Source organism: Vreelandella subglaciescola, assembly GCF_900142895.1.
GTDB classification, from domain to species: Bacteria; Pseudomonadota; Gammaproteobacteria; order Pseudomonadales; family Halomonadaceae; genus Vreelandella; species Vreelandella subglaciescola.
In genome coordinates, this window is the sequence record NZ_LT670847.1 from 646,515 (window position 1) to 669,328 (window position 22,814).

23 protein-coding genes and 1 other RNA gene are annotated in these 22,814 nt (G+C 61.3%); 5 read left to right on the forward strand and 19 right to left on the reverse strand.

Features of this window, described 5'->3' with window-relative positions:
- Positions 1-30: 30 nt before the first annotated feature.
- From murG to rsmI, 11 genes are all read right to left on the reverse strand, one after another.
- Positions 31-1,131: an undecaprenyldiphospho-muramoylpentapeptide beta-N-acetylglucosaminyltransferase gene (murG, locus tag B5495_RS02945; protein ID WP_079551180.1), complete on the reverse strand. Its 1,101-nt coding sequence runs from the start codon at positions 1,129-1,131 to the stop codon at positions 31-33.
- A 77-nt stretch (positions 1,132-1,208) separates the two neighbouring features.
- Entirely contained in the window at positions 1,209-2,381 is a 1,173-nt protein-coding gene (gene ftsW / locus B5495_RS02950) for a putative lipid II flippase FtsW (protein ID WP_172824589.1), read from the reverse strand.
- Between the two features lie 8 nt (positions 2,382-2,389).
- Entirely contained in the window at positions 2,390-3,799 is a 1,410-nt protein-coding gene (gene murD, locus B5495_RS02955; RefSeq protein ID WP_079551183.1) for a UDP-N-acetylmuramoyl-L-alanine--D-glutamate ligase, read from the reverse strand.
- 12 nt (positions 3,800-3,811) lie between these two features.
- On the reverse strand, positions 3,812-4,894 hold the full coding sequence (gene mraY / locus B5495_RS02960; protein ID WP_079551185.1) for a phospho-N-acetylmuramoyl-pentapeptide-transferase: 1,083 nt from the start codon (positions 4,892-4,894) through the stop codon (positions 3,812-3,814).
- Between the two features lie 14 nt (positions 4,895-4,908).
- The gene (locus B5495_RS02965; protein WP_079551187.1) at positions 4,909-6,288 is read right to left on the reverse strand and encodes a UDP-N-acetylmuramoyl-tripeptide--D-alanyl-D-alanine ligase; all 1,380 of its coding nucleotides are present in this window, start codon (positions 6,286-6,288) and stop codon (positions 4,909-4,911) included.
- Entirely contained in the window at positions 6,285-7,778 is a 1,494-nt protein-coding gene (locus tag B5495_RS02970; protein ID WP_079551189.1) for a UDP-N-acetylmuramoyl-L-alanyl-D-glutamate--2,6-diaminopimelate ligase, read from the reverse strand. Before B5495_RS02970 ends, B5495_RS02965 begins: the two co-directional genes overlap by 4 nt.
- Before the next feature lie 14 nt (positions 7,779-7,792).
- Positions 7,793-9,502 (reverse strand): peptidoglycan D,D-transpeptidase FtsI family protein, encoded by a 1,710-nt coding sequence (locus B5495_RS02975; protein ID WP_422822016.1) that lies wholly within the window; start codon positions 9,500-9,502, stop codon positions 7,793-7,795.
- On the reverse strand, positions 9,499-9,858 hold the full coding sequence (gene ftsL / locus B5495_RS02980) for a cell division protein FtsL (protein WP_079551191.1): 360 nt from the start codon (positions 9,856-9,858) through the stop codon (positions 9,499-9,501). Before ftsL ends, B5495_RS02975 begins: the two co-directional genes overlap by 4 nt.
- Positions 9,859-10,818 (reverse strand): 16S rRNA (cytosine(1402)-N(4))-methyltransferase RsmH, encoded by a 960-nt coding sequence (rsmH, locus tag B5495_RS02985; RefSeq protein ID WP_079551193.1) that lies wholly within the window; start codon positions 10,816-10,818, stop codon positions 9,859-9,861. It abuts the gene before it with no gap.
- 98 nt (positions 10,819-10,916) lie between these two features.
- Positions 10,917-11,265: RNase P RNA component class A (gene rnpB, locus B5495_RS02990), an RNA gene on the reverse strand.
- 49 nt (positions 11,266-11,314) lie between these two features.
- On the reverse strand, positions 11,315-12,166 hold the full coding sequence (gene rsmI, locus B5495_RS02995; RefSeq protein WP_079551195.1) for a 16S rRNA (cytidine(1402)-2'-O)-methyltransferase: 852 nt from the start codon (positions 12,164-12,166) through the stop codon (positions 11,315-11,317).
- 194 nt (positions 12,167-12,360) lie between these two features.
- Between rsmI and B5495_RS03000 the strand changes: the two genes are divergently transcribed.
- The 4 genes from B5495_RS03000 (at position 12,361) to B5495_RS03015 (ending at position 15,544) form a co-directional block, all read left to right on the forward strand.
- Positions 12,361-13,869: a penicillin-binding protein activator gene (locus B5495_RS03000; RefSeq protein WP_079551196.1), complete on the forward strand. Its 1,509-nt coding sequence runs from the start codon at positions 12,361-12,363 to the stop codon at positions 13,867-13,869.
- Positions 13,862-14,230: a YraN family protein gene (locus B5495_RS03005; protein WP_079551198.1), complete on the forward strand. Its 369-nt coding sequence runs from the start codon at positions 13,862-13,864 to the stop codon at positions 14,228-14,230. Before B5495_RS03000 ends, B5495_RS03005 begins: the two co-directional genes overlap by 8 nt.
- A 33-nt stretch (positions 14,231-14,263) precedes the next feature.
- Complete coding sequence (locus tag B5495_RS03010; RefSeq protein ID WP_079551200.1) at positions 14,264-14,857, forward strand: phosphoheptose isomerase; 594 nt, start codon at positions 14,264-14,266, stop codon at positions 14,855-14,857.
- 81 nt (positions 14,858-14,938) lie between these two features.
- Positions 14,939-15,544 (forward strand): BON domain-containing protein, encoded by a 606-nt coding sequence (locus B5495_RS03015; protein WP_079551202.1) that lies wholly within the window; start codon positions 14,939-14,941, stop codon positions 15,542-15,544.
- 130 nt (positions 15,545-15,674) lie between these two features.
- On the opposite strand, the gene B5495_RS03020 is transcribed toward B5495_RS03015, so the two are convergent.
- The 8 genes from B5495_RS03020 to zapE all read right to left on the reverse strand — a co-directional run bounded on the left by B5495_RS03020 (position 15,675) and on the right by zapE (position 22,116).
- Positions 15,675-16,244, reverse strand: coding sequence for a ClpXP protease specificity-enhancing factor (locus B5495_RS03020; protein ID WP_079551203.1), 570 nt, complete (start codon positions 16,242-16,244; stop codon positions 15,675-15,677).
- Between the two features lie 56 nt (positions 16,245-16,300).
- Positions 16,301-16,927 carry a stringent starvation protein SspA gene (gene sspA / locus B5495_RS03025; RefSeq protein ID WP_079551205.1) on the reverse strand — a complete coding sequence of 209 codons (627 nt, stop codon included), beginning with the start codon at positions 16,925-16,927 and terminating at the stop codon, positions 16,301-16,303.
- 142 nt (positions 16,928-17,069) lie between these two features.
- A complete protein-coding gene (locus tag B5495_RS03030) occupies positions 17,070-17,837 on the reverse strand; it encodes a cytochrome c1 (protein ID WP_079551207.1) in 768 nt (255 codons plus the stop codon).
- Positions 17,837-19,096 (reverse strand): cytochrome b, encoded by a 1,260-nt coding sequence (locus B5495_RS03035; protein WP_079551209.1) that lies wholly within the window; start codon positions 19,094-19,096, stop codon positions 17,837-17,839. The genes B5495_RS03030 and B5495_RS03035 overlap by 1 nt, the downstream gene beginning before the upstream one ends.
- Positions 19,096-19,695: a ubiquinol-cytochrome c reductase iron-sulfur subunit gene (gene petA / locus B5495_RS03040; RefSeq protein WP_079551211.1), complete on the reverse strand. Its 600-nt coding sequence runs from the start codon at positions 19,693-19,695 to the stop codon at positions 19,096-19,098. The genes B5495_RS03035 and petA overlap by 1 nt, the downstream gene beginning before the upstream one ends.
- A 210-nt stretch (positions 19,696-19,905) precedes the next feature.
- Entirely contained in the window at positions 19,906-20,295 is a 390-nt protein-coding gene (rpsI, locus tag B5495_RS03045; RefSeq protein ID WP_079551213.1) for a 30S ribosomal protein S9, read from the reverse strand.
- Between the two features lie 13 nt (positions 20,296-20,308).
- Positions 20,309-20,737, reverse strand: coding sequence for a 50S ribosomal protein L13 (rplM, locus tag B5495_RS03050; RefSeq protein WP_079554882.1), 429 nt, complete (start codon positions 20,735-20,737; stop codon positions 20,309-20,311).
- A 179-nt stretch (positions 20,738-20,916) separates the two neighbouring features.
- Positions 20,917-22,116, reverse strand: a complete 1,200-nt coding sequence (zapE, locus tag B5495_RS03055; RefSeq protein WP_079551215.1) for a cell division protein ZapE — start codon at positions 22,114-22,116, stop codon at positions 20,917-20,919.
- A gap of 193 nt (positions 22,117-22,309) precedes the next feature.
- Between zapE and B5495_RS03060 the strand changes: the two genes are divergently transcribed.
- The gene (locus B5495_RS03060; protein WP_172824512.1) at positions 22,310-22,786 is read left to right on the forward strand and encodes a ZapG family protein; all 477 of its coding nucleotides are present in this window, start codon (positions 22,310-22,312) and stop codon (positions 22,784-22,786) included.
- The last annotated feature ends 28 nt before the right edge of the window (positions 22,787-22,814 follow it).

Sequence of the window (22,814 nt, forward strand, 5' to 3'; positions counted from 1 at the left end):
GTGCCTGGCGCTACGGCATTGGTCGTCAAATCAGTCACGCACATTCTCCTTCTGAGCAAGGGCCAGACAGCCTTGCATTAACTGCTCGGTAGCATCCAGATGCGCTGCCTGACGCGCCTGCGAGGCCATAGCGGCCAGCACATCGGCAGATAAAAGCTCATTCAGCGCCTGCACCAGGTTTGTCTGGGTCAGCGCGTCCTGAATCATGCAGCGCGCCGCGTCGGCCTCGACAAGCACCTGAGCGTTGAGCCGCTGGTGATCGTCAACCGCGTGAGGAAACGGTACAAACAGCGCCGGTTTGGCCGCCGCGGCCAGTTCGGCCACGGTCAGCGCGCCGGCGCGACAGACGACAAGGTCGGCCCAGTCGTAGGCTTCGGCCATGTCGTCAATGAACGCGCTCACACGGGCATCAACGCCCTCGCGGTGATAAAGCACGCGAGTAGCCTCATCTCGCTCTCGGCCCGCCTGATGCCAGACGTCGGGACGTAGTGCTTCATCCAGCCCGGCAAGCGCAGGCGCCAGCCGCTCGTTCAGCGCCACCGCACCCAGCGAGCCGCCAACAATCAGCAACCGCAACCGGCGTTGTTGCATTTCGTCAGCGCGGCGCGGCGTATCGCCCAGCGCCGCGATATCCGCCCGCACGGGATTACCAATCACCGTTGCCCGCTGGCCAAAGGCCTGGGGAAACGCGGCGTAAGTGTGTTTTGCCAGCCGCGACAGCACACGGTTGGTGAGCCCCGCCACGGCGTTTTGTTCGTGAATGACCAGCGGCACGCCGCTCAGCCAAGCGGCAAGCCCGCCCGGCCCGCTGGCAAAGCCGCCCAGCCCGACCACCACCTGCGGCCTGAAGCGGCGCAGAATTCCGCGCGCCTGCCCTACCGCCCGCGTCAGGTTGAGCGGCGCTTTCAGCCAGCCGGCCAGGCCGTTACCGCGCAGCCCGCTGATGCGGATCTGGTGCAGGGGAAATCCTGCCTCGGGCACCAGCCGGTTTTCGATGCCTCGCGGGCTGCCCAGCCATTCGACCGCGACGCCACGCGCCTCCAGCGCCCGGGCCAGCGACAGCGCGGGGATGACATGGCCGCCGGTGCCGCCGGCCATAATCAAAACACGTTGTGGCGTAGGTTGTGTCACGCACTGCTCCCTTCTCAAAAGCCGGTTTCAAAAGCCTGTCTCAAAAGCCCGTTTCAACGGTCTGTAGCAACAGCACGCTAGGAGAGCTGCGGTCGACGACGCGGTTTGGACGGTGTTGGTGTGCGCTTGGGAGCAAGCCGGGTTTCACGATCGGCACGCAACAACAGGCCTACCATCACGCCGGTAACCAGCAGGCTGGAGCCGCCGTAACTCACCAGCGGTAGCGTCAGCCCCTTGGTGGGCAACAGCCCCGAACTCACCGCCATATTGATAAACGCCTGAGCGGCAATGATAAAACTGATGCCGTAGCTCATGTAAGCGGCAAACAGGTGACCGGCAAGCTCGGCCCGCCGGCCGATCAGCATGGCGCGGACGATAAACAGCGTAAACAACAGCACAATCGCGATGGCGCCGATCATGCCCAGCTCTTCGGCGATCACGGCAAAGATGAAATCGGTGTGGGCTTCGGGCAAAAAGTGCAGTTTCTGCACGCTGTTGCCCAGTCCGGTGCCGGCCACGTGGCCACGGCCGAAGGCAATCAGCGCCTGAGTCAGCTGATAACCGGTAGCAAACTGATCGGCCCAGGGGTCCAGAAAGCTGGTCCAGCGGGCCAGGCGGTAAGGCTCCATCGCCACCATGAGTACGGCACCAACGCTCAGCACGGCTCCTGAGCTCACCAGTAGCACAAGCGAGGCGCCGGCCATCATCAGCATGCCCACCACGCAGACGGTATAAACCACCATGCCGCCAAAATCCGGTGCGGCGGCCAACAAGCCGAGCGGCACGGCAAGTACCATCAGCGGGCGCACCAGGGTAAATAATCGCGTGCGCAGCTCAACGGTAAAGCGCGCCATGAACGCGGCCATGTAAAATACCAGCCCGAGCTTACCCACTTCCGACACCTGCAGGCTGGGCAAGGGGCCGGGCAGCGAAATCCAGCGCTTACTGCCGTTGATGTCCTGCCCCACTATCAGAACCGCCACGAGCAAGAACAGGCTCAAGCCTAAAATCAAACCGGCGTTTTGCCGCCAAAGTTCCAGCGGCAGGCTCAGCGCTACCGCCGCTGCGGTAATCGCGAGCAACAAAAACACGCCGTGCTGGCGTGCGTAGTGGTAGCTATCCTCCAACAGACCCACCGAGGCCGAGCTCACCATGACCCAGCCAATGCCGGCCAGCATCAGCGCGGCGAGCAACAGCCAGATATCACACGGCAGCCCGCGCGTGGTGAGAGTCTCGTGCAGACGTTGCATACGGCGTTTCATGGCGCAGCCTCCCCGGCTTTTTTACCGGCGCGGGCAATGCTCTTGACCTGCTCACAGAACGCCTCGCCGCGCGCCTGATAATTGGCGAATTGATCCAGACTGGCGCAGGCAGGCGAAAGCAGCACGCCATCGCCGGGCACGGCCATGGCAGCGGCGGCTTGCGTGGCGTCGGCCAGATCGACACAGCGTTGAACCGGCACCTGGCCATCAAGCGCCCGGGCAATGCTTTCAGCATCCGCGCCAAACAGCATCACGCAGCGCGCATAAGCGGCTAGCGGTTCAGCCAGCGGCGTGAAATCAGCGCCTTTCCCCACGCCACCGGCCAGCACAATAAGCTTTCCGGAAAGCGTTGACCCAAGGCCGTTCACCGCCGCGAGCGTCGCCCCGACGTTGGTTCCCTTGGAGTCGTTAACCCAGATGACATCGTTGATTTTCGCGATGGTTTCGCTGCGGTGGGCAAGCCCCGAAAAGCGCCGCAGCACCGCGCACATCGCGGCGGCATCGAGCCCCAGCGCCTGACCCATGGCCAGCGCGGCCAACGCGTTTTGCTGATTGTGCCGGCCGGCCATGTGTAGCTCACCGGCGGCAAGCCAGGGCGCTGCGCCCTGCATCAACCACGTCTCGCTCTCGTGCTCGGCAAGCCCCCAGTCAGCACCTGCCGGCGCCTGAGTGGTGAACCGCCGCGTCCGGGACGTGGGCAACAAGATTTCCACTGCCGGCCAGGTGTGCGGGTCATCGCCGTTTACTACCGCATGGCGTGCGCCACGAAAAATGCGTTGTTTGGCCGCGCGGTAGGCCGCCATATCCCCGTGACGATCCAGATGATCTTCGCAGAAATTCAGTATCGTCGCGCACTCGGCATTCAGGTGCGGCGTGGTTTCCAGCTGAAAGCTGGAAAGTTCCAGCACATACAGCCCGGCGGCGGGCGACGCGTCCAGCAAATCCAGCGCCGGAGTACCCAGGTTGCCACCCACCGCGACATTGACGCCTGACGCAGCGGCCATTTCACCCAGCAGCGTGGTCACCGTGGATTTGGCATTGGAGCCGGTAATCGCCGCGATCGGCGCGCGCACGGCACGGCTGAACAAGGCGATTTCACCCACAAGGCGCGGCTCGCCCGTTTGCGGGTTGTGCTTTTCAGCCATCTCAGCGAGCGCCGGCGCGCGCGGGTCAACGCCGGGGCTGAGTACGACCTCCTCGGCCTGACTCATATCCAGCTCGGCCAGCGCGCCGCAGTGCACGGAAACACCGGGATGTGCTGCGCAAAAGGCCTCAAGCCCGGGCGGAGCATCACGGGTATCAGCGACCATGAACGAGACGTTTAGCCGCGCCAGATGCCGGCAGATGGCGCGGCCGGATAGCCCCAGCCCCACCACCAGCGTCATGCCGCAAGGAACACGAATCATCACAGGCTCCCGTTAGCGGACTTTCAAGGTGGCAAGTCCCAACAGCACCAGCACCACGGTAATGATCCAGAAGCGCACGATAACCCGCGGCTCCGGCCAGCCTTTCAGCTCATAATGGTGGTGCAGTGGTGCCATGCGAAAAATACGCCGTCCGGTCAGCTTGTAGGACCCCACCTGAAGGATGACCGACAGCGTCTCGACCACAAAAATACCGCCCATGATGAACAGCACGATTTCCTGACGCACAATGACGGCCACCACACCCAGTGCGGCACCCAGTGCCAGCGAGCCGACATCGCCCATGAATACCTGGGCGGGGTAGGTGTTGAACCACAGAAAACCCAGCCCGGCACCAGCGATGGTGGCGCAAAATACCGCCAGCTCGCCGGTGCCGGCAATAAATGGCATGTGCAAATAGTCAGCAAACACCGCGTTGCCGCTGACATAGGCAAATACCGAAAGCCCCATGGCCACGAGCACCGTCGGCATGATGGCCAGTCCATCCAGTCCGTCGGTCAGGTTCACGGCGTTGGAACTGCCCACAATGACAAAGTAGCTAAGCACAATGAAAAACACGCCCAGCGGCAGCATGACCCCTTTCACCATGGGTATCAGCAGGCTGATTTCAACCGGGCTTGCCGCCGTGGCATAAAGGATACCGGCAGCACCCAGGCCCACCACCGACTGCCAGAAATACTTCCACTTGGCGGGCAAGCCACGCGGGTTTTTCTCGACGACCTTGCGGTAGTCATCCACCCAGCCAATGGCGCCAAAGCCAAGGGTTACGCCCAGCACCACCCAGACGTAGTGATTGGTCAGATCCCCCCAGATCAGCGTGCTGGCCGCCATGGAAATCAGGATCATCACCCCGCCCATGGTCGGCGTTCCCGCCTTGGACAGGTGCGACTGCGGGCCGTCATCGCGCACGGCCTGGCCAATCTGGCCTTCGACCAGGCGACGAATCACCAGAGGCCCCAGCCACAAGCACAGCAGAAGTGCGGTGAGTGCGCCTAAAATAACGCGCAACGTCAGATAGTTAACGACTTGAAAGGCGCTTTGATACTGCGCTAGAAAATTCGCCAGATGAAGTAACATGAGCGGCGCTTACCTTATTGTTTATCCATGCGCAGGGCGGCAATCAGCCGCTCCATGCCTGCGCTTCGAGAGCCCTTGACCAGTAAACTCGTGCCCGCTGGCAGCGCGCTTTGCAGGTGGTCTTCAAGCGCGGTGTAATCGTCAAAATGCTGGCTGCCACGACTTTCTGCCGCGTGGCGAGCAAAAGCGGTGCTTGCCGGCTTGGCGGCGTCGCCCAGCGTATACAGCGCCTCTACGCCCAGCGCAGCGGCGTAGGCACCCACCTCGGCGTGCAACGCGGCGGAGGCTTCGCCCAGCTCGCCCATCGCGCCAAGCGCGCACCAGCGCGGCGCAGGCAGCTGCGCCAGCGTATCCAGCGCCGCCTTGACCGCACCGGGGTTGGCGTTATAAGAGTCATCCAGCAGCGTCGTATCGCGCTTGCCCGGCAGTACACACAGCCGCCCGGAAAGCGCTGTTGCCTGGCACAGACCGTCTATTACACGCGACGCCTCAACGCCCAGACTCAATGCCACGGCAGCAACAGCAAGGGCATTGCTGACGTTATGCTGGCCGAAAAGCCCCAGCGCGACTTGTCCAACGCTATCGCCATTAACCACCAGCGTGAAAGCATAACGCCCCTTGTCGTCACAGGAAAGCGCCCCCGCGTGCACGTCTGCATCGGGATGTAACCCGAAACTCATCACGGCATTGGGCGCGGCGCACTGCGCCCAGAACGCAAAGTAAGGGTCATCGCGATTGATCACCGCCACGCCGTCGGCGGCCAATCCCTGCAAAATCTCACTTTTTGCCTGAGCGATTTGCCCCATGCCGCCGAACTCGCCCACGTGAGCGCCGGTCACGTTGGTAATCACGGCGATCTGCGGCATGGCCAGTCGCGTTGTCCAGGCAATTTCGCCCAGATGATTGGCCCCCAGCTCCACCACCGCTGCGCGGTGGTGCGGTTCAAGCCCCAACAGCGTGAGCGGTGCACCAATCTCGTTATTCAGGTTTCCCCGAGTGGCATGCACCGGCCCGAGCGGCGCCAACAGCGCTGCGACAAGCTCTTTAACCGTGGTTTTGCCGCTGTTGCCGGTTATGCCCACCAGCGGACAGGTAAATTCATTCCGCCAGGCGCGCGCCAGAAGCCCCAGCGCCAGGCGGGTATCGCAGCAGACGATCTGCGGCAAGGTAACGTCACAGGCACGTTCGACCAATACGGCGGCCGCTCCCTGGCGCTGCGCGTCGGCGATAAAATCGTGGCCGTCAAAACGCTCGCCCACCAGCGCGACAAACAAACAGCCCGGCACGATGGCACGGGTATCGGTGACGACGGTGGTCAGCGTCAGGTCTTGCCCGACACCGGCGCATTCACCCCCCACGGCATCGGCAATGCCGTAAAGCGTTAGCGGCGTCATGCCTCGATCCGGACGGCCAGCGCCTGCTGGACTTCATCGCTGTCGCGGTAGGCGTGACGCACGCCGCTGATTTCCTGGTAGGCTTCGTGACCTTTGCCGGCAATCAGCACCACGTCGTCAGGCTCAGCGCGGGCAATAACCTCGGCAATCGCGCGGCGGCGATCACCGATTTCCAGCACCTCAGCCGCCGGATCAAACCCGGCCAGCACATCCTGACGAATGGCTTCGGGCGATTCGGTGCGCGGGTTATCGTCGGTCACCACGCTGCAATCCGCATGGGCCTCTGCCATTCTGGCCATCGCTGCACGCTTGCCGCTATCACGGTCACCGCCACAGCCAAACACGCACCACAGCCGGCCGGCGCTGCCCAAGTGCGCGCGCAGCGCCACCAGCGCACTTTTAAGCGCATCCGGGGTATGCGCGTAGTCGACCACTACGCTTGGCGAGTCGGCTTCACGGTGAAGCGCCATACGCCCCGGCACGGGCCTGATACGGGCAGCGGCATCGACCAGCGCGTCCAGCGGCTCGCCCAGCCCGTAAAGGACGGCCATGGCCAGCAGCACGTTATCCAGATTGAAGCGCCCCATCAGGTTAAGCGAGAGCACTTTTTCAGCTTCGGGCGTGGCTATCAGCGCCTGCTGCCCGTTGGCATGCGGGCTCCATTCCAGCACCCGCAGGGTGACCGATTCATCCTCGCCGGTGGCCAGCACCCGGGTGTTTTCGCTACAGCCGGCAAGCATCAGCCGCGCCAGCGGGTCATCGGCGTTGACCACCGCCAGCGCCAGCTCGCTACGGCGAAACAGCTTGGCCTTGGTCGCGGCATAGGCGGCCATGCTGCCATGATAATCAAGGTGGTCGCGGCTCAGATTGGTAAACACCCCGGCGGTGACGTTCACCGCTTCAAGGCGATGCTGGTCCAGCGCGTGGGATGAGGCCTCCAGCGCGATGCGACGCAGGCCGCGCTGCGCCATATCACCCAGCGTTGCCTGCAGGGCCAGCGGCCCGGGCGTGGTCAGCCCGGTATCCGCAAGTGCCCCGGCGCGTCCCACGCCCAGCGTACCCACAACGCCGGTCGGCGTGCCCAGCTGCTCACTCAGGTCGGCGATGTAGTGCGTTACCGAGCTTTTGCCATTAGTGCCGGTCACGGCAATGATGTCGAGCGTATCGGGCACGGCAAACAGCGTACGGCCCAGCTCACCCAGACGCAGCGAAAGGTGCGGCATTGTCAGAATGCGCCCGGCAAGCGCGACGTCCCCGTCGCGCGCGTGTTTGAGCACCAGCGCGGCACCGGCCGCAAGCGCCTGGTCAATATAGTCACGCCCGTCTACCTGACTGCCGGGCACGGCGACAAAAATATCGCCGGCGGCGACCTGTCGCGAGTCGGTTATCAGCCGGATCGCATCAGGCAGCTCGGGCAGTTCCGGCGGCAAGGTTGCCGTTGGCCATACCTGCTGCAAAGCCGTTATTACGTCGCTTGCGGTAAGCGTCATGCTCTCTCCTTGACCTAGGGCGCGCTCTGCTCATCAGGCGGCACGTCCAAAAGGCGCAGCGCGTTGCCTGCCACATCCGAAAATACCGGCGCCGCCACCGCGCCGCCGTAAAAGTCACCCGCTTTGGGGTGATCGATCATCACCGCCGTCACGATACGCGGATCCGATGCCGGCGCAATGCCCACAAACACGCTGCGGTAAGCGTCCTTGTCGTAGCCGCTGACACCGGTCTTGCGCACGGTGCCGGTCTTGCCGGCCACCCGGTAGCCTTCCACCCGGGCACGACGGCCACCGGTGTTCGGCCCCACCACGGCCTCCAGCATGCCCAGCAGATCATCCGCCACCTGCGGCTTGATGACCGGCTTACCCGGCGGCGCCTGGTCAAGCTTCAGCAGCGATGGCGGCATGCGCGTGCCGTGGTTGGCAATCGCGGTATAGGCACTGGCCAGCTGCACGGCAGAGACCGAAAGCCCGTAGCCATAGGCCAGCGAGGCGCGTTCGCTGCGTGAAAAATCAAGGGTGTCCGGCAGGCTGCCGCCGGCTTCCCCGGGGAAACCGGTCCCCGGGTTATGTGAAAATCCCAGCTGGTTGTAGCGCTTCCATATCGTCGTGTCTTCAAGCCCCAATGCCAGACGCGACATACCGATATTGGACGACTTAACCAGCACGTTGGTCAGGCTCAGCTCGCCGTAGTTGCGGAAGTCGCGAATGGTAAAGCCATCGATCACCATCCACCCCGGCGTGGTATCAATGACCGTATCGGGGGTAAAATCCGAGCGTTCAAGCACCGTCGACATGGCCAGCGGCTTGACCACCGAGCCTGGCTCAAAGACGTCCACCAGCGCCTGGTTACGCAACCCTTGAGGATCCAGCCCGGCACGGTTGTTGGGGTTATAGGACGGCAGGTTGACCATCGCCAGCACTTCGCCGGTGCGCGCGTCCAACATCACCAGCACGCCGCCGTCGGCATCGTTTTCGTCCACTGCGGCACGCAGCTCACGGTAGGCCATATATTGCAGGCGCTGGTCGATGGAGAGGGTCAGGTTGCCGCCGGGCTGTGCTTCGCGCACCACGCCCAGTTCGCGCACCAGCCGCCCACGTCGGTCCTGCAAAATACGACGTTGGCCGGGGTGGCCAGCCAAATAGGGCTGGTAGGCAAGCTCCAGCCCCTCCTGCCCCTTGTCGTCAACGTTGGTGACACCCACAACCTGGGCAGCCACCTCGCCCGCCGGATAGTAGCGCTTGTATTCTTTTTGGGAATAAACGCCCGGCGTGTGAAGATTCAGCACCTCTTGCGCGGCCTTGGGCGTCATCTGGCGACGCAGGTACATGAATTCATGCTGACTGTAGCGCGCCACGCGGGCGTCAAAGTCCACCAGACTCATGCCCAACGCCTGGGCCAGCACAACGCGGCTAACCGGATCTTCGGGCAATTCCTGGGGATTGGCCCACAGCGTCATCACCGGGGTCGAGATAGCGAGCGGCTCGCCGTGGCGGTCGGTAATCATGCCGCGGTGGGCGGGAATGGTTTCGTGACGCAGCGTGCGGGCATCACCCTGGCTTTGCAAAAACGGCCGGTCAATCACCTGCAGCAGGGTGATGCGCCCGATCAGCACGGCGGCCACGATCACGATCGCCAGCAGCATAAATCCGAAGCGCCCCCGACCCAGCGGCGGGGCAACGGAGGCTGGACGCGTCTCACCGCCGCGACGCTTGGCGTTCACGGTTGGATGACCTTCACGTCGTGCACGTCGGGAATGCGCATGCTTAAACGCTCCGTGGCAATTTTTTCAATACGCGCGGGGGTTGACCAGGTACCGTCTTCCAGCAGCAGCTGGCCCCACTCGGTATTCAGCTGATTGTTTTCCTGCTCAAGCGTTTGTAACTCGGCGTACTGCACGCGGGTCTGATGGGTCATGGCCACAATGGCCAGGCCGGTTAACAGGCATAGCAGCATCAACGCACCAATGAGCAACGGCCACGGACGCAGAAAGACGCGCAGCGAGCGCGGCCGCTCGGCGCTGGCCACCCACTGTCGCAGTCTTTTTTTGTCTTTTGTGCGCGTTGCGTGACCGGCCATCTATGCCCCCAGCTTGCGTGCGGCCCGCATGACGGCGCTGCGTGCGCGGGGGTTGTCGGCGACTTCTTCGACGCTTGCTCGCTGCGCTTTGCCCAGCGCTTCCAGGCGGCGATTCAGCTGATCATCGCGCAGCGGCATACCTCGCGGCACGTGGGTGTCGCCACGCACGTGATGACGGATGAAGCGTTTGACACGGCGATCTTCCAGCGAATGGAAACTGATCACCACCAGGTGCCCGCCGGGTGCCAATGCCTCAAGTGCGGCATCAAGGGCGGCGTCCAGCTGATCAAGCTCGCCGTTGAGGTAAATCCGCAGCCCCTGAAAGGCCTTGGTAGCCGGGTGCCGCCCTTTCTCCCAGGCCGGGTGTGCTGTTTTCAACACCTCGGCCAGATCGACCGTACGGGTAAACGGCGTTTGCCCGCGCCGCGTTACCACCGCGCGCGCCAGCCGCTTGGCAAAGCGCTCTTCCCCGTAGGTCTTGAACACCCGGGCAATATCGGCTTCGCTGGCGCGGGCGATAAATTCCGCTGCGCTTTGGCCCTGAGTCGGGTCCATGCGCATGTCCAGCGGGCCGTCGCGCATAAAGCTGAAGCCGCGCTCGGGATCGTCAAGCTGCGGGGAAGACACGCCGATATCCAGCAACACGCCGGATAGCTGGCCGTATACGCCCTGTTCCCGGGCAAACTCCCCGAGCTGCGAAAAGGCCTGACGGGTAATCTGAAAGCGGCCGTCGTCGAACGCGTCGGCTGCCTCAATGGCCTGGGGGTCACGATCCATGGCCAGTAGCCGGCCGCCGTCTCCCAGCCGCTCTAAAATAACGCGAGAGTGCCCACCACGGCCAAAGGTGCCGTCCAGATAAACGCCATCCGGCGCGTGTACAAGGGTATCCACGGCACCGTCCAGCAAGACGCTGGTATGGCGAAAGCGGGCAGCAGCCTGATCCGCATCGGGTAAAGACATGTGGCTCTCACGCATAAGGTTACAAACAGGATGAACAAACAAGATCAGAGACAGACGTCTAAAACCTTGAACAGAGCGCCGTAGCGCTCTGTTGTTGATGGGGGAGTCGGCCGATAAGCCGGGTTCTGTCGTGGACAGCCATTCCTCTAGGCGCTACGTCACCCTAGCGCTCAAGCAACCTACCCGAACCCAGCGCGGGCCACGCCAACGGGTTCCTATTTGGTCTTGCTCCGAGTGGGGTTTACCTTGCCACGTACTGTTGCCAGCCGCGCGGTGCGCTCTTACCGCACCCTTTCACCCTTACCGGCCCCGAAAGGCTTAGGCGGTCTACTCTCTGCTGCACTTTCCGTCGGCTCACGCCGCCCAGGCGTTACCTGGCACTCTGCCCTATGGAGCCCGGACTTTCCTCCCCCGCGCAAGCGCGGCGGCGACTGTCTGGCCAACTCCGCGGGCAAGCATACCAGCGCGCTTGCCCGGCCTCAATCGTCATCGCAGGTTAATCCTTGATGGCTTGCAACCGTGCATACCAGACCTGCTTACGCCCGCCGAGCAAACGCGCCGCCAATGCCGCCCCCTGCTTGACGCCCACGCCTTCGGCCAGCAGCGCATTCAATAACGTATCAGCCGATATTTCCTGCTGTTCGGTATCGACGGTTGGCTGGGCGCCTTCGATCATCACCACAAATTCGCCCCGCGCCTGATTGGGATCGCTCACCAGCCGCTCGCGCAACACAGCCGGCGTGCCTGACAAAAACGTCTCGAAGGTTTTGGTCAACTCCCGGGCCAGCACCACCGGGCGCTCGGGCATCACCGCGTCAAGGGTATCGAGGGTGTGCAAAATGCGGTGCGGCGACTCGTAAAACACCAGCGTTTCTTCGCTCTCGCGCAGCGCTTCCAGAACCTGCTTGCGCGCGCCGGCCTTGGCCGGCAAAAAACCGCCAAAACGAAAGCGGTTGGTAGGCAAGCCGGCAGCGCTCAGCGCCGTAATCAGCGCCGAGGGGCCGGGTATCGGCACCACCGGATAGTCCAGCGCACGCAGCTCGCGCACCAGAATAAAGCCGGGATCGCTGATCAGCGGCGTACCGGCATCACTGATCAGCGCGATGTCTTCGCCGGCGGCGAGATATGCCGTCAGCTGCGCCACGCGCGCGGCTTCATTGTGTTCGTGCAGGGAAAGCATTGGCACGCTGATGCCCAAGTGCCCCAGCAGGCGACTGCTATGGCGCGTGTCTTCGGCGGCAATACGCGCCACGCTGCCGAGAATAGCCGCGGCGCGTGTGCTCAGGTCGTCCAGATTCCCAATTGGTGTGGCAACCACGTACAATGTGCCCGTACGCCTGTGTGTCATCATGACTCCCGATTCGTTTTAACTGACGTGTTGGCTGATTTGTTGGCCAACTCTTGCGGTACGCTATGCGCTATTGTGGCGTTGATGCCGGCGCCTGAGGGCCAAGAGCACCGCTTCATGGTGATTCACAGTCTTGTTAGTGGCCTGATGCCGCGAGCGAAGCACAAGCATTAACACCAATTAAGGAAGGATACATGAAACAGTCATTTCGTGGTCTTTTTGCCACCGCGCTCACGGCCTTGTTGCTGACAGGCTGTGCCGTTCAGCAGCAATCGCCAAGCGTCGTTGATCGCGCGCCCGCGCAGGACCCCGGCCAGCTGCTGGGCGATGCCGAACGGCAAGCCCCGGCAAAAGCCGCACAAACCCGCCTTGAAGCGGCGGACATTCTGGCACGCCAGGGCCAGCGCGACCGCGCCTTTGAAATTACCGACGGCCTTGATGAAAGCGTGCTGTCAGCGTCTGACCGCGTGCGCTGGGCGATTCTGCACTCAGAGCTTGCCCGCGCCCTTGATCAGCCGCGTGCCGTACTGCGTGCCACCCAGGTACTGGATGATGAGCTATCCATGTCATCCAACCAGCAAAAAGCCCTGATCGAACGGCGCCGCTGGGCACGCGAATCCCTGGATCAACCCGACCTCAAAAGCTTTGAAATACCCGAACTGGCGGGCCAGAAAGTGCAGCGCATTGCGGTTTTCCTGCCTGAATCCGGCCCGCTGAGCAACGTCGCCGACACGCTGGAAAAAGCCATTCGCACCCATCACCAGCGAGTCGGTGACGGCACTACGTTGCGCTTTATCGACACCACGCAATACTCGCTGAACGAGCTTTACCGCCGCGCCGGCGAAATGAACGCGCAAATCGTGATCGGCCCACTGTCCAAAGACCGCGTCACCCAGCTGGAACAGCGCCCCAGCGTGCCACTGCCAACCCTGGCGCTTAACTACGGCGAAAGCGACTACAATCAGGCCAAGCGCCTGTTCCAGTACGGCCTGTCAGCGGAAGATGAAGCGCGTCAGGCGGCAAAACGCGCCAAGCAAGATGGCAACCAGCAAATGGCGCTGATGGTACCTGATAATGCCTGGGGGCAACGTGTGGGCGACGCCTTCGCTCAAACGCTGCAGCAGGAAGGCGGCAACGTCACCAACGCCGTGCGCTACAACCCCAACGGCAGCGCTTCAACCGCCGTGAAACGGGCGCTTAGCGTCAGCGGAGAACGCGCTCGCCTGGGCAATATCGACGCCCTGTTTCTGCTCGCCGTACCCGAATATGCACGCCAGGTGCCGCCGCTGCTGGACTATTACTACGCCACCAGCCTGCCCGTTTATGCCACGTCCCACTTGAACGAAGGGCTCAAGCAGCCGCGTCTGGACAAGGACCTTGATGGCATCAGCTTTGCCGACATTCCCTGGCAGATTCCCGATGCTGCCGCCGGCGGTGAAGAAGCGCTGCCGTTTTACTCCACCTACGAAACGCTGCGCGAAGAAGCTGACCCGTCCATGTTCAGGCTGATGGCCATGGGCGTTGACGCCTACGAAGCCGGTACTCGCCTGGCCGATATTGCCTCTCTGCAGGACCTTCAGGGCGCGACAGGCCGGCTATACCTGACCGCTGATGGGCGCATCTACCGCGACCTGCCCTGGGCAGAGTTCAAGAACGGTGTACCGGGCGCCATCTTGTCCTCCAACCGGTCAGGCGATGAGTGACCCACGCACCGCCCGGGCACGCGGCACAGCCATCGAGCAGATTGCCGCTCGGTGGCTTGCAGAGCGAGGACTGAGGCTTTTGGGGCGCAATCAGCATGCCAAAGGCGGCGAGCTGGATCTGGTCATGCAGGACGGCGACACCCTGGTGTTTGTCGAAGTCAAACATCGCGAGACAACGCGCTACGGCCATCCGCTGGAAACCGTTACCGCACAAAAGCAGCGCCGCCTGGTACATGCCGCGCGCGTTTATCTGGCCCGGCAGCAGCTTTCCTGCCCCTGCCGCTTTGATGTACTTGCCGTCATCGGTACGCCCCCGGCGCTCACCTTTGAATGGGTCAAAGCGGCTTTTGACGCCTTTTGACCCATTAAAGCGATTATGCAAACAGGACGCCCAATGGATTTTCAAACTCGTATACTTGATCACTTCAACGCCAGCATCGACACCAAGACCTACGCCAGCGAAGTGCTCCCCCCCTTCATCGAAGTCGCCAGTCAGATGATGGTGCAGAGCCTGGTCAACGAGGGCAAGATCCTTGCCTGCGGCAACGGCGGCAGCGCCGGCGACAGCCAGCATTTTTCCTCCGAGCTGTTAAACCGCTTTGAGCGTGAACGCCCGAGCCTGCCGGCACTGGCGCTGACAACGGATACGTCAACGCTCACCTCCATCGCCAACGACTACAGCTACAATGAAGTGTTTTCCAAGCAGATTCGTGCGCTGGGCCAGCCCGGCGACGTACTGCTGGCCATTTCCACCAGCGGCAACTCGGCCAACATCGTGCAGGCCATTCAGGCAGCGCATGACCGCGAGATGACCGTGATTGCCCTCACCGGCCGCGACGGCGGCGACATGGCCTCGCTGCTGGAACAAGACGACTGCGAAATACGCGTACCGGCAACGTCTACCGCGCGCATACAGGAAGTCCACTTGCTGGCCATTCATTGCCTGTGTGACCTGATCGATGAACAACTGTTTGGCGGTGCCGTCTAATCCACGACACATCAACCTGCAATGCCTTTATCGTCACTGCGATAACATTACGCTTTTCACTCAACCCTCGGAGCCATGCCCATGTTAACTGCGTTTTGCGCCACGTTACGCTCTCGCACCGCAAGCCGCGCCTGCGTCGCCGCCCTGCTGACGGGCGGCCTGCTACTGCTTGGCGGCTGCGCCACCAACTCGGCCACTAACCAGTCGGATTACGGCCAGCGCACCAATGACGTTCAGGCCATCGATGCCACCATTGAAAATCAAGTGGCCAAAGCGCTGGTGCATGCCGATGCCCGACTCGGCGATGCGCGTATTCGCGCCCACAGTTTCAATGGCGCAGTGCTGCTGGTGGGCCAGGTGCCCAGCGAAGAACTGCATGACAAAGCCGGCCAGGTAGCCGAACAGCTGCGCGGCGTTGAAACCGTCCACAACGAGCTGGACATAGCGGCGCGCCTGCCCACCAGCCAGCGCCTGACCGACACCTGGTTGACCACCAACGTGGTCAGCCAGCTTGCGACCAACGATCACATCGACTCTTCCAAGCTCCAGGTCACCACCGAAAACGCCAGCGTCTACCTGATGGGCATTGTCTCGCGCCAGGAGGCCGAACGTATCGTGGCAGCCGTTTCCGGCGTGGCGGGCGTGCAACGTATCGTCAAGGTATTTGAGTACCTCGACGACGCTTAAAACCAGGCGCCTGGCCTTGAACCCTTGAGATAAAAAAACGCCCCGGCATAGTTTGCCGGGGCGTTTTTCATGGCGTGATGATCACAGCAATTTGGTCTGCTTTATCACCTGCTCTACTTCATCACTCGCCCTACTTGATCACCCGCAGCGTGGGTTTCTTTTTGGGCGTGTCTTTCGCTTTGTTCTGCGACTTGGCACCGGAGTCAGACGCGTCCGGCGTCTTCTCCTTGTCCTTGTCCTTACCCGTATCAACCTCAGGGCTGGCGCCATCGCTCGCATCCGAGACTGCAGACAGCGCAGGTTTTGCCGACGCGCCCTCGCCTTGTGCCGCAGTGACGGTATCGCTTTGCTCGCCCGAGGCGTCCGGCTCATCCGGCGCCGTCAGATCGGGCTCATGGCCAAAGACCATGCCCGCGCCATTCTCACTGGCGTAGACGGCCAGCAACGCCTCAATGGGAATCATGATCTGCATCGGCTGGCCGCCAAACCGCGCGCTAAACCCGATGGCCTGATTTTCCATGAAAAAGTCGCGCACCGCAGTCGGCGATGCGTTCAGCACGATCTGGCCGTTTTGCACAGACTGGCGCGGGACTTCAACGCCCGGCAAGGTGGCGTCAACCACCAGGTACGGCGTCAATTCGTTGTCCAGCAGCCATTCGTACAGGGCTCTGGCAAGATAGGGGCGGCTGGAACGCGTCATTGTCGCTCTCCTTTCGCTGCGTTGTGGGGCAAAATCGCAGGCATCGCGCGGGCGAATCAGGTGCGCATTTCTTTTTCGCGCTCGTTTAACGCCGCTTTGAAGGCATCACGCTCAAAAACGCGCGACATGTAGCTGAGCAACGGCTGCACCTGCTTTTCGGGCAGTTCGATATTGAGCTCGGGCAGGCGCCATAAAATCGGTGCCAGACAGCAGTCCACCAGCGTGAATTCATCGCTCATGAAAAACGGCATGTCTTCAAAGATGGGCGAAATACCCACAAGGCTTTCGCGCAGTTCCTTGCGTGCCTTGTCGGCTTCTTTTTTGCTGCCGGTGCGAATCTGGTCAACCATCGGGCACCATTCGCGTTCGATACGATGCATCCACAGGCGGCTTTGTGCCCGCGCCACAGGATAGACCGGCAGCAAAGGAGGATGCGGGAAGCGCTCGTCAAGGTATTCCATCATGACCTTGGATTCGTAGAGCACCAGATCACGATCCAGCAGCGTAGGAACGCTGTTGTACGGATTAAGCTCGGCAAGTTCTTCCGGCGCCTTGTCGTCATTCACGTTGACGATATCGACCGCGACGCCCTTTTCGGCCAGCACGATACGTACGCGATGACTAAAGTGGTCATCAGCTCCGGAATAAAAAATCATCGACGACCGTTTGGCCACAACACCCATGTAGCAATCCTCACATCAAGTCAATAGGGGATAATACCATGCCAAGCAAGCCCTAGGGGAAAGCGCTTATAAACTTAACCCGCCCAGAGACGCAAAAGGCGCACGACAGTTGCCGTGCGCCTTTTTATGCGTTTAGCACGTCTTAGTGAATATCACGCCAGTATTCCCGTTTGAGGAAGTAGCAGAGAATACCCAGCAGGAAAATAAAGATCAGCACTTTAGGCGCCAACGCCTGCGCCTTGAGCTTGGAGGGCTCGCCCACGTACGTCAGGAAGTTGGTCAGATCATAGACCGCCTGCTTGAACTCATCAGGCTCCATCTCGCCCGGCTGTGTCACCCTGAGTATGTCGCAGGACTGGTATTTTCCGGTCAGCGGGTCCGGTGACTGCCCTTCAACGTGGCGATCAGTCGCGGCACAGACCTTCTCCTGCACGCCCTGCAGCGGCTCCAGCACGTTGGGCATCGCCACCAGATCAAACACCTCGTTGTTGACCCCGGTCGAACTGCTCGGGTCCTGGTAGAAACTCAGCAGGTAGGAGTAAATCCAGTCAGGGCTACGCAGGCGCGCTTCAAGCGTCAGATCCGGCGGCGCTGCACCAAACCAATTCGCCGCGTCATCGCTTTGCATGGCAATGTGCATCTGGTCGTTAAAACCCAGATCCGGCGAGAAGATAAGGTTGTCTTCCACCAACCCCTGAGGAATACCCAGGTCGCTTGCTGCGCGCGAAAAGCGCTGATGCTCAAGCGAATGGCAGCCCATGCAGTAGTTGACGTACATCTTCATGCCGTTTTGCAGCGACGCGCGATCTTGCAGATCCGGCTCCATTGAGTACGGCAGACTTCCACCGCCGGCTGCCATGGCCGTTACCGGCAATAGCGCGAAGAGCAGTGCAAACAGTTGCTTTTTCATTAGCCAGTCACCCTTTCAGGAACGGGTTTAGTCTTCTCCAGCCTGGTGTACAGCGGCATCAGCACAAAGAAGGCGAAGTAGATGACGGTGCATGCCTGGGCGAGAACGGTGCGTCCCGGGCTCACCGGCAGCACACCGAGCACACCCAGAATCACAAAGCTGATGGCAAACAACGCCAGCATGACTTTTGACATCCAGCCCTTGTAGCGAATGGAGTTGACCGGGCTGCGGTCGAGCCACGGCAGCACGAAAAGCACGGCAATGGCACCACCCATGAAGATAACGCCGAGGAACTTCGCTTCCAGCCCGAAGACCGAGAAGGTAATCGCCCGCAAGATGGCGTAGAACGGCGTGAAGTACCAGACCGGCGCGATGTGATCCGGCGTTTTCAGCGGATTGGCCGGCTCGAAGTTAGGCTTCTCGATGAAGTACCCACCGCCTTCGGGGAAGTAGAAAATCACCACGCAGAAGACAAACAGGAAGACCGCGACCCCGACCAGATCCTTCACCGTGTAGTACGGATGAAAGGGAATGCCGTCGAGCGGTATGCCGGTTTCGTCTTTTTTCTGCTTGATGTCGATGCCGTCAGGGTTATTGGAACCCACTTCGTGCAGCGCGATAACGTGCAGCACCACCAGCGCCAGAATCACGATTGGCAAGGCCACCACGTGCAGCGCAAAGAAGCGGTTAAGCGTAATACCGGAAATCAGGAAATCGCCGCGCACCCACTGCGCCAGATCGGGGCCGATCGACGGAATGGCAGAGAACAGCGAGATGATGACCTGCGCGCCCCAATAGGACATTTGCCCCCAGGGCAGCAGGTAGCCCATGAAGGCTTCGGCCATCAGCGCCAGATAGATGGTCATGCCGAAAATCCACACCAGCTCGCGGGGCGCCCGGTAAGAACCGTAAAGCAGGCCGCGGAACATGTGCAGATACACCACGACAAAAAACGCCGAGGCGCCGGTGGTGTGCATATAGCGTATCAGCCAGCCCCACTCAACATCGCGCATGATGTACTCAACCGAGGCAAAGGCGCCTTCGGCCGTGGGGTTGAAGCTCATGGTGAGCCAGACGCCGGTCAGAATCTGGTTGACCAACACCAGCAGAGCCAGCGAGCCAAAGAAATACCAGAAGTTGAAGTTCTTCGGCGCATAGTACTTTGACAGATGTTCTTGCCACATCTGCGTTGCGGGAAAACGGTCATCGACCCAGCGCATGACGCCGCGCTCCGCCTTGGCTTTGTGTGGATTACCCATTAGGCAGTCTCCTTGTCCTCGCCGATAACGATGATTTCATCGCTCTCGAAGCGATAGGGCGGCACTTCAAGATTCGTCGGCGCGGGCACGTTGGAAAACACGCGGCCGGCCAGGTCGAAACGGGAACCGTGGCACGGGCAGAAAAACCCGCCGGGCCAGTTATCCACGCCCACGCCGTCGGCATCGGGTTCCGGCTTGAACAGCGGCGAGCAGCCCAAGTGCGTGCAAATACCGACTATCACCCCGATTTCGGGCTTGATCGAACGGAGCTCGCCGTCGATATACGCCGGCTGCTGGGGTACTTTCGAATCCGGGTCTGCCAAGCGATCCGCGCCCAGCGCCGTGGTGCGCTCGATCATTTCCGGCGTCCGGTTAATGACCCAGACCGGCTTGCCGCGCCACTCCACCGTCATACGCTGACCCGGTTCAAGCTTGGATATATCCGCTTGTACCGGGGCACCCGCCGCCCTCGCCTTGGCACTAGGCTGCCAAGAAGCCACAAAGGGGACCGCAACCCCGACTGCACCCACCGCTCCAACTACGGAGGTGGCACCGACGAGGAAACGGCGCCGGCCTTTGTTTACGCCGTTATCTGCCATTCCAGGTTTCTCCCTTTTGCTCACCCGTACGCCGTAAACGCGCATATGACGGCGACGAATATAAATTACGCCCTATAGTAAGAAAACACAGCGCTCCGCACAACAATAACCGCCCCTGACCAAAGTCATAAGAACGCTAACAAATTATTGATATCCAAACAAAAAAACGCCCAGGCCAAAGACCCGGGCGTTTTGCCGCATGCGTAAGTATTAACGCTTGGAGAACTGCGGACGACGGCGTGCTTTACGCAGGCCGACTTTCTTACGTTCAACCTGACGCGCATCACGCGTGACGTAACCGGCTGCGCGCAGCGCCGGACGCAGGTCTTCATTGTATTCCATCAGCGCACGGGTAATACCGTGGCGAATAGCGCCGGCCTGAGCCGAGCCGCCGCCGCCTTCAACGGTAACGTACACGTCAAACTGGCTGAGCGTTTCGGTCAGCTCGAGCGGCTGGCGTACTACCATCCGGCCCGTTACACGGCCGAAGAACTTATCCAGCTCAAGCTTGTTGACCGTAATGTTGCCGGAACCCGGCTTGAGGAAAACGCGAGCGGTGGAAGTCTTGCGGCGCCCGGTACCGTAATACTGCTGTGTCATGGCGAAGAGTTCCTTAGATGTTCAGTTCAAGCGGCTGCTGGGCAGAGTGCGGGTGCTCGGCGCCGGCGTATACCTTCAGCTTGGTATACATGGCACGGCCAAGCGGCCCCTTCGGCAGCATGCCTTTAACGGCAGACTCGATGACGCGCTCCGGTGCATGAGCAATCATTTTCTCGAAAGTCATGGAACGCAGGCCGCCCGGGTAGCCCGTATGGCGGTAATAGGTTTTGGCTTTTGCCTTGTTGCCGGTCACCTGTACTTTCTCGGCGTTGACTACAACGATGTAGTCGCCGGTATCAACGTGAGGTGTGAACTCGGGCTTATGCTTGCCGCGCAGACGGCGAGCAATTTCGGTCGCCAAACGACCGAGCGTTTTGTCAGTCGCGTCGACAACATACCAGTCGCGCTGGACGGACTGCGGCTTGGCACTGAACGTCTTCATGGATGAAATCACCAGATAAAGTGTATTGGGTGCAATGTTGCGCCATATAACGGCGCGCACCATCCCTATTTTTTTTGGTTGCCGCTATAAATTCGCGACAACAACATCGAGCGGGGCGGATTCTACCGCAACTGGCCGGTGAAGTTAAGCGCGCCCGCCCTTTTTCTTACGCGCCCCGCCTAAGGCCGGTGCGCGCAGGCAAGATAGTCCCGCGACTGCATCTCCTCAAGTCTTGAAAGCGTGCGCTGAAACTCGAAGCTTAGCCGCCCCCCGGTATACAGCGAGGTCACGGGCACCTCCGCCGACAGCAACAGGTTTACCCCGCGATCGTAGAACTCGTCGACCATATTGATAAAGCGCCGCGCCTGGGCATCGGTGCGTGGCCCCATCTGCATCACGTTGGAGAGCAGCACGGTGTGAAAGTACCGCGCGATTTCAATATAGTCGTTCTGGCTACGCGGCCCGTTGCACAGTTCGTCAAACTCGAACCACACCACCGCGTCGTGCAGGCGCCGCGCGGTCAGGGTGCGGCGATTGACCTCCAGTGCTGCCTGCGCGTCTCCCGTTTCGCCCGCCAGCGCCAGAAAGCTTTTTTCAAGCGCCTGTTCTGCCGCCTCGCCCAGCGGCGCATGAAAAATCTCGGCGCGTGACAGCGTACGCAGCCGGTAGTCAACGCCACCATCAAGGTGCATCACATCGCAGTGCTGGTTGAGCAGCGCAATGGCGGGTAAAAAACGCGCGCGCTGCAGCCCGTTTTTATACAGGTCATCGGGGACGATGTTTGACGTGGCCACCAGCACCACGCCGTGCTCAAACAACGCCTTGAGCAGATTGGCAAGGATCATGGCATCGGCGATGTCCTTGACGAAGAACTCGTCAAAGCAGATAACCCGCGCCTCTTTGGCCAGGTCAGCGGCAATCAGCGACAGCGGGTTTTTTTCCCCTTTATAGCGACCCAGCTCGGCGTGCACGTGCTGCATAAAACGATGAAAATGCGTGCGCTGCTTATCAGCAAACGGCAGCGAGGCATAAAACGCGTTCATCAGCCAGGTTTTACCGCGCCCTACGCCGCCCCAAAAATATACGCCTTGAATACCCGGCACCGCAGCGTGGGCGGGCTCATGGCGGCTTTTCCAAAGGCCGGCCAGCCGACGCGACAACCGTTTGGGAGAGCGCGCCGGTAACGCCGGCTCGGCCATCAGCGCCTCGTATAAACGCTGCAGTCGCTCTGCTGCGGCCTCTTGCGCGGCATCATGCACCAGCTCGCCGCTGTCCAGTTCGGCGCGGTAGCGGGCCAGCGGTGCCAGCGGCCGGGGCTGCCCATTGCTGGCACTGGCCAGCCTGCCCGCTCTCGCCTCTGATGCGCCGTTTATTGCCATATGACCTTCTCCCGCTTGACTGGACGGCAAGATTGTACTCGCCACGCCGCGTTGTCGCATGCCCTGCCGGGCGTCGTATAGTCGAATTGACCTGACTGGCCGGCAAGCGCCTATAATAGCAGCGTAAATAACCCGCACGGCCAGCGCCTGAGAGCACCGCGGCCAATAACTCGACCGCAAGGGAGAAATACAGGTGGAAGAAGCCAGCCTTCAGTTAACGTTTGCGTTTATTGGCATCATCATCGGCGTGGTAATCGGCGCCTTTAGCTACCGCGTGTTGAGCAAAGACCAGCGCCAGGTGTCGAATATCCAGCTCCGGCTCCTCGAAAGCGAGCGTCAGGTGGCAGAGCTCAAGGCCGATATGAGCAGTCATTTGCTGGATACGCACCGCCAGGTACACGGCGCCCGCGCCGCGCTGGATCAGCTTGAACAGCGCCTCAAGCAGGAAGCCGGCGCGTGGGCGATTGCCAGCGACGCGCTGACCGCCCATGAAACCAACTCGCTGAAAACCGCCGCACAAGAGCCACTCGCCGGCGAGGCCGACGCCTCGGAAGACCATCCACCGCGGGATTATGCGGACGGCCAGAACGGCACCCTCTCCGAAGATTTCGGCCTCAGGGAAGCAGCCGACGACGAAGCGGCCCAAGCGCCCGAGCCGCCACGCTACTAGGCTTTATCCGCAGGGCCTGCGCCATGCC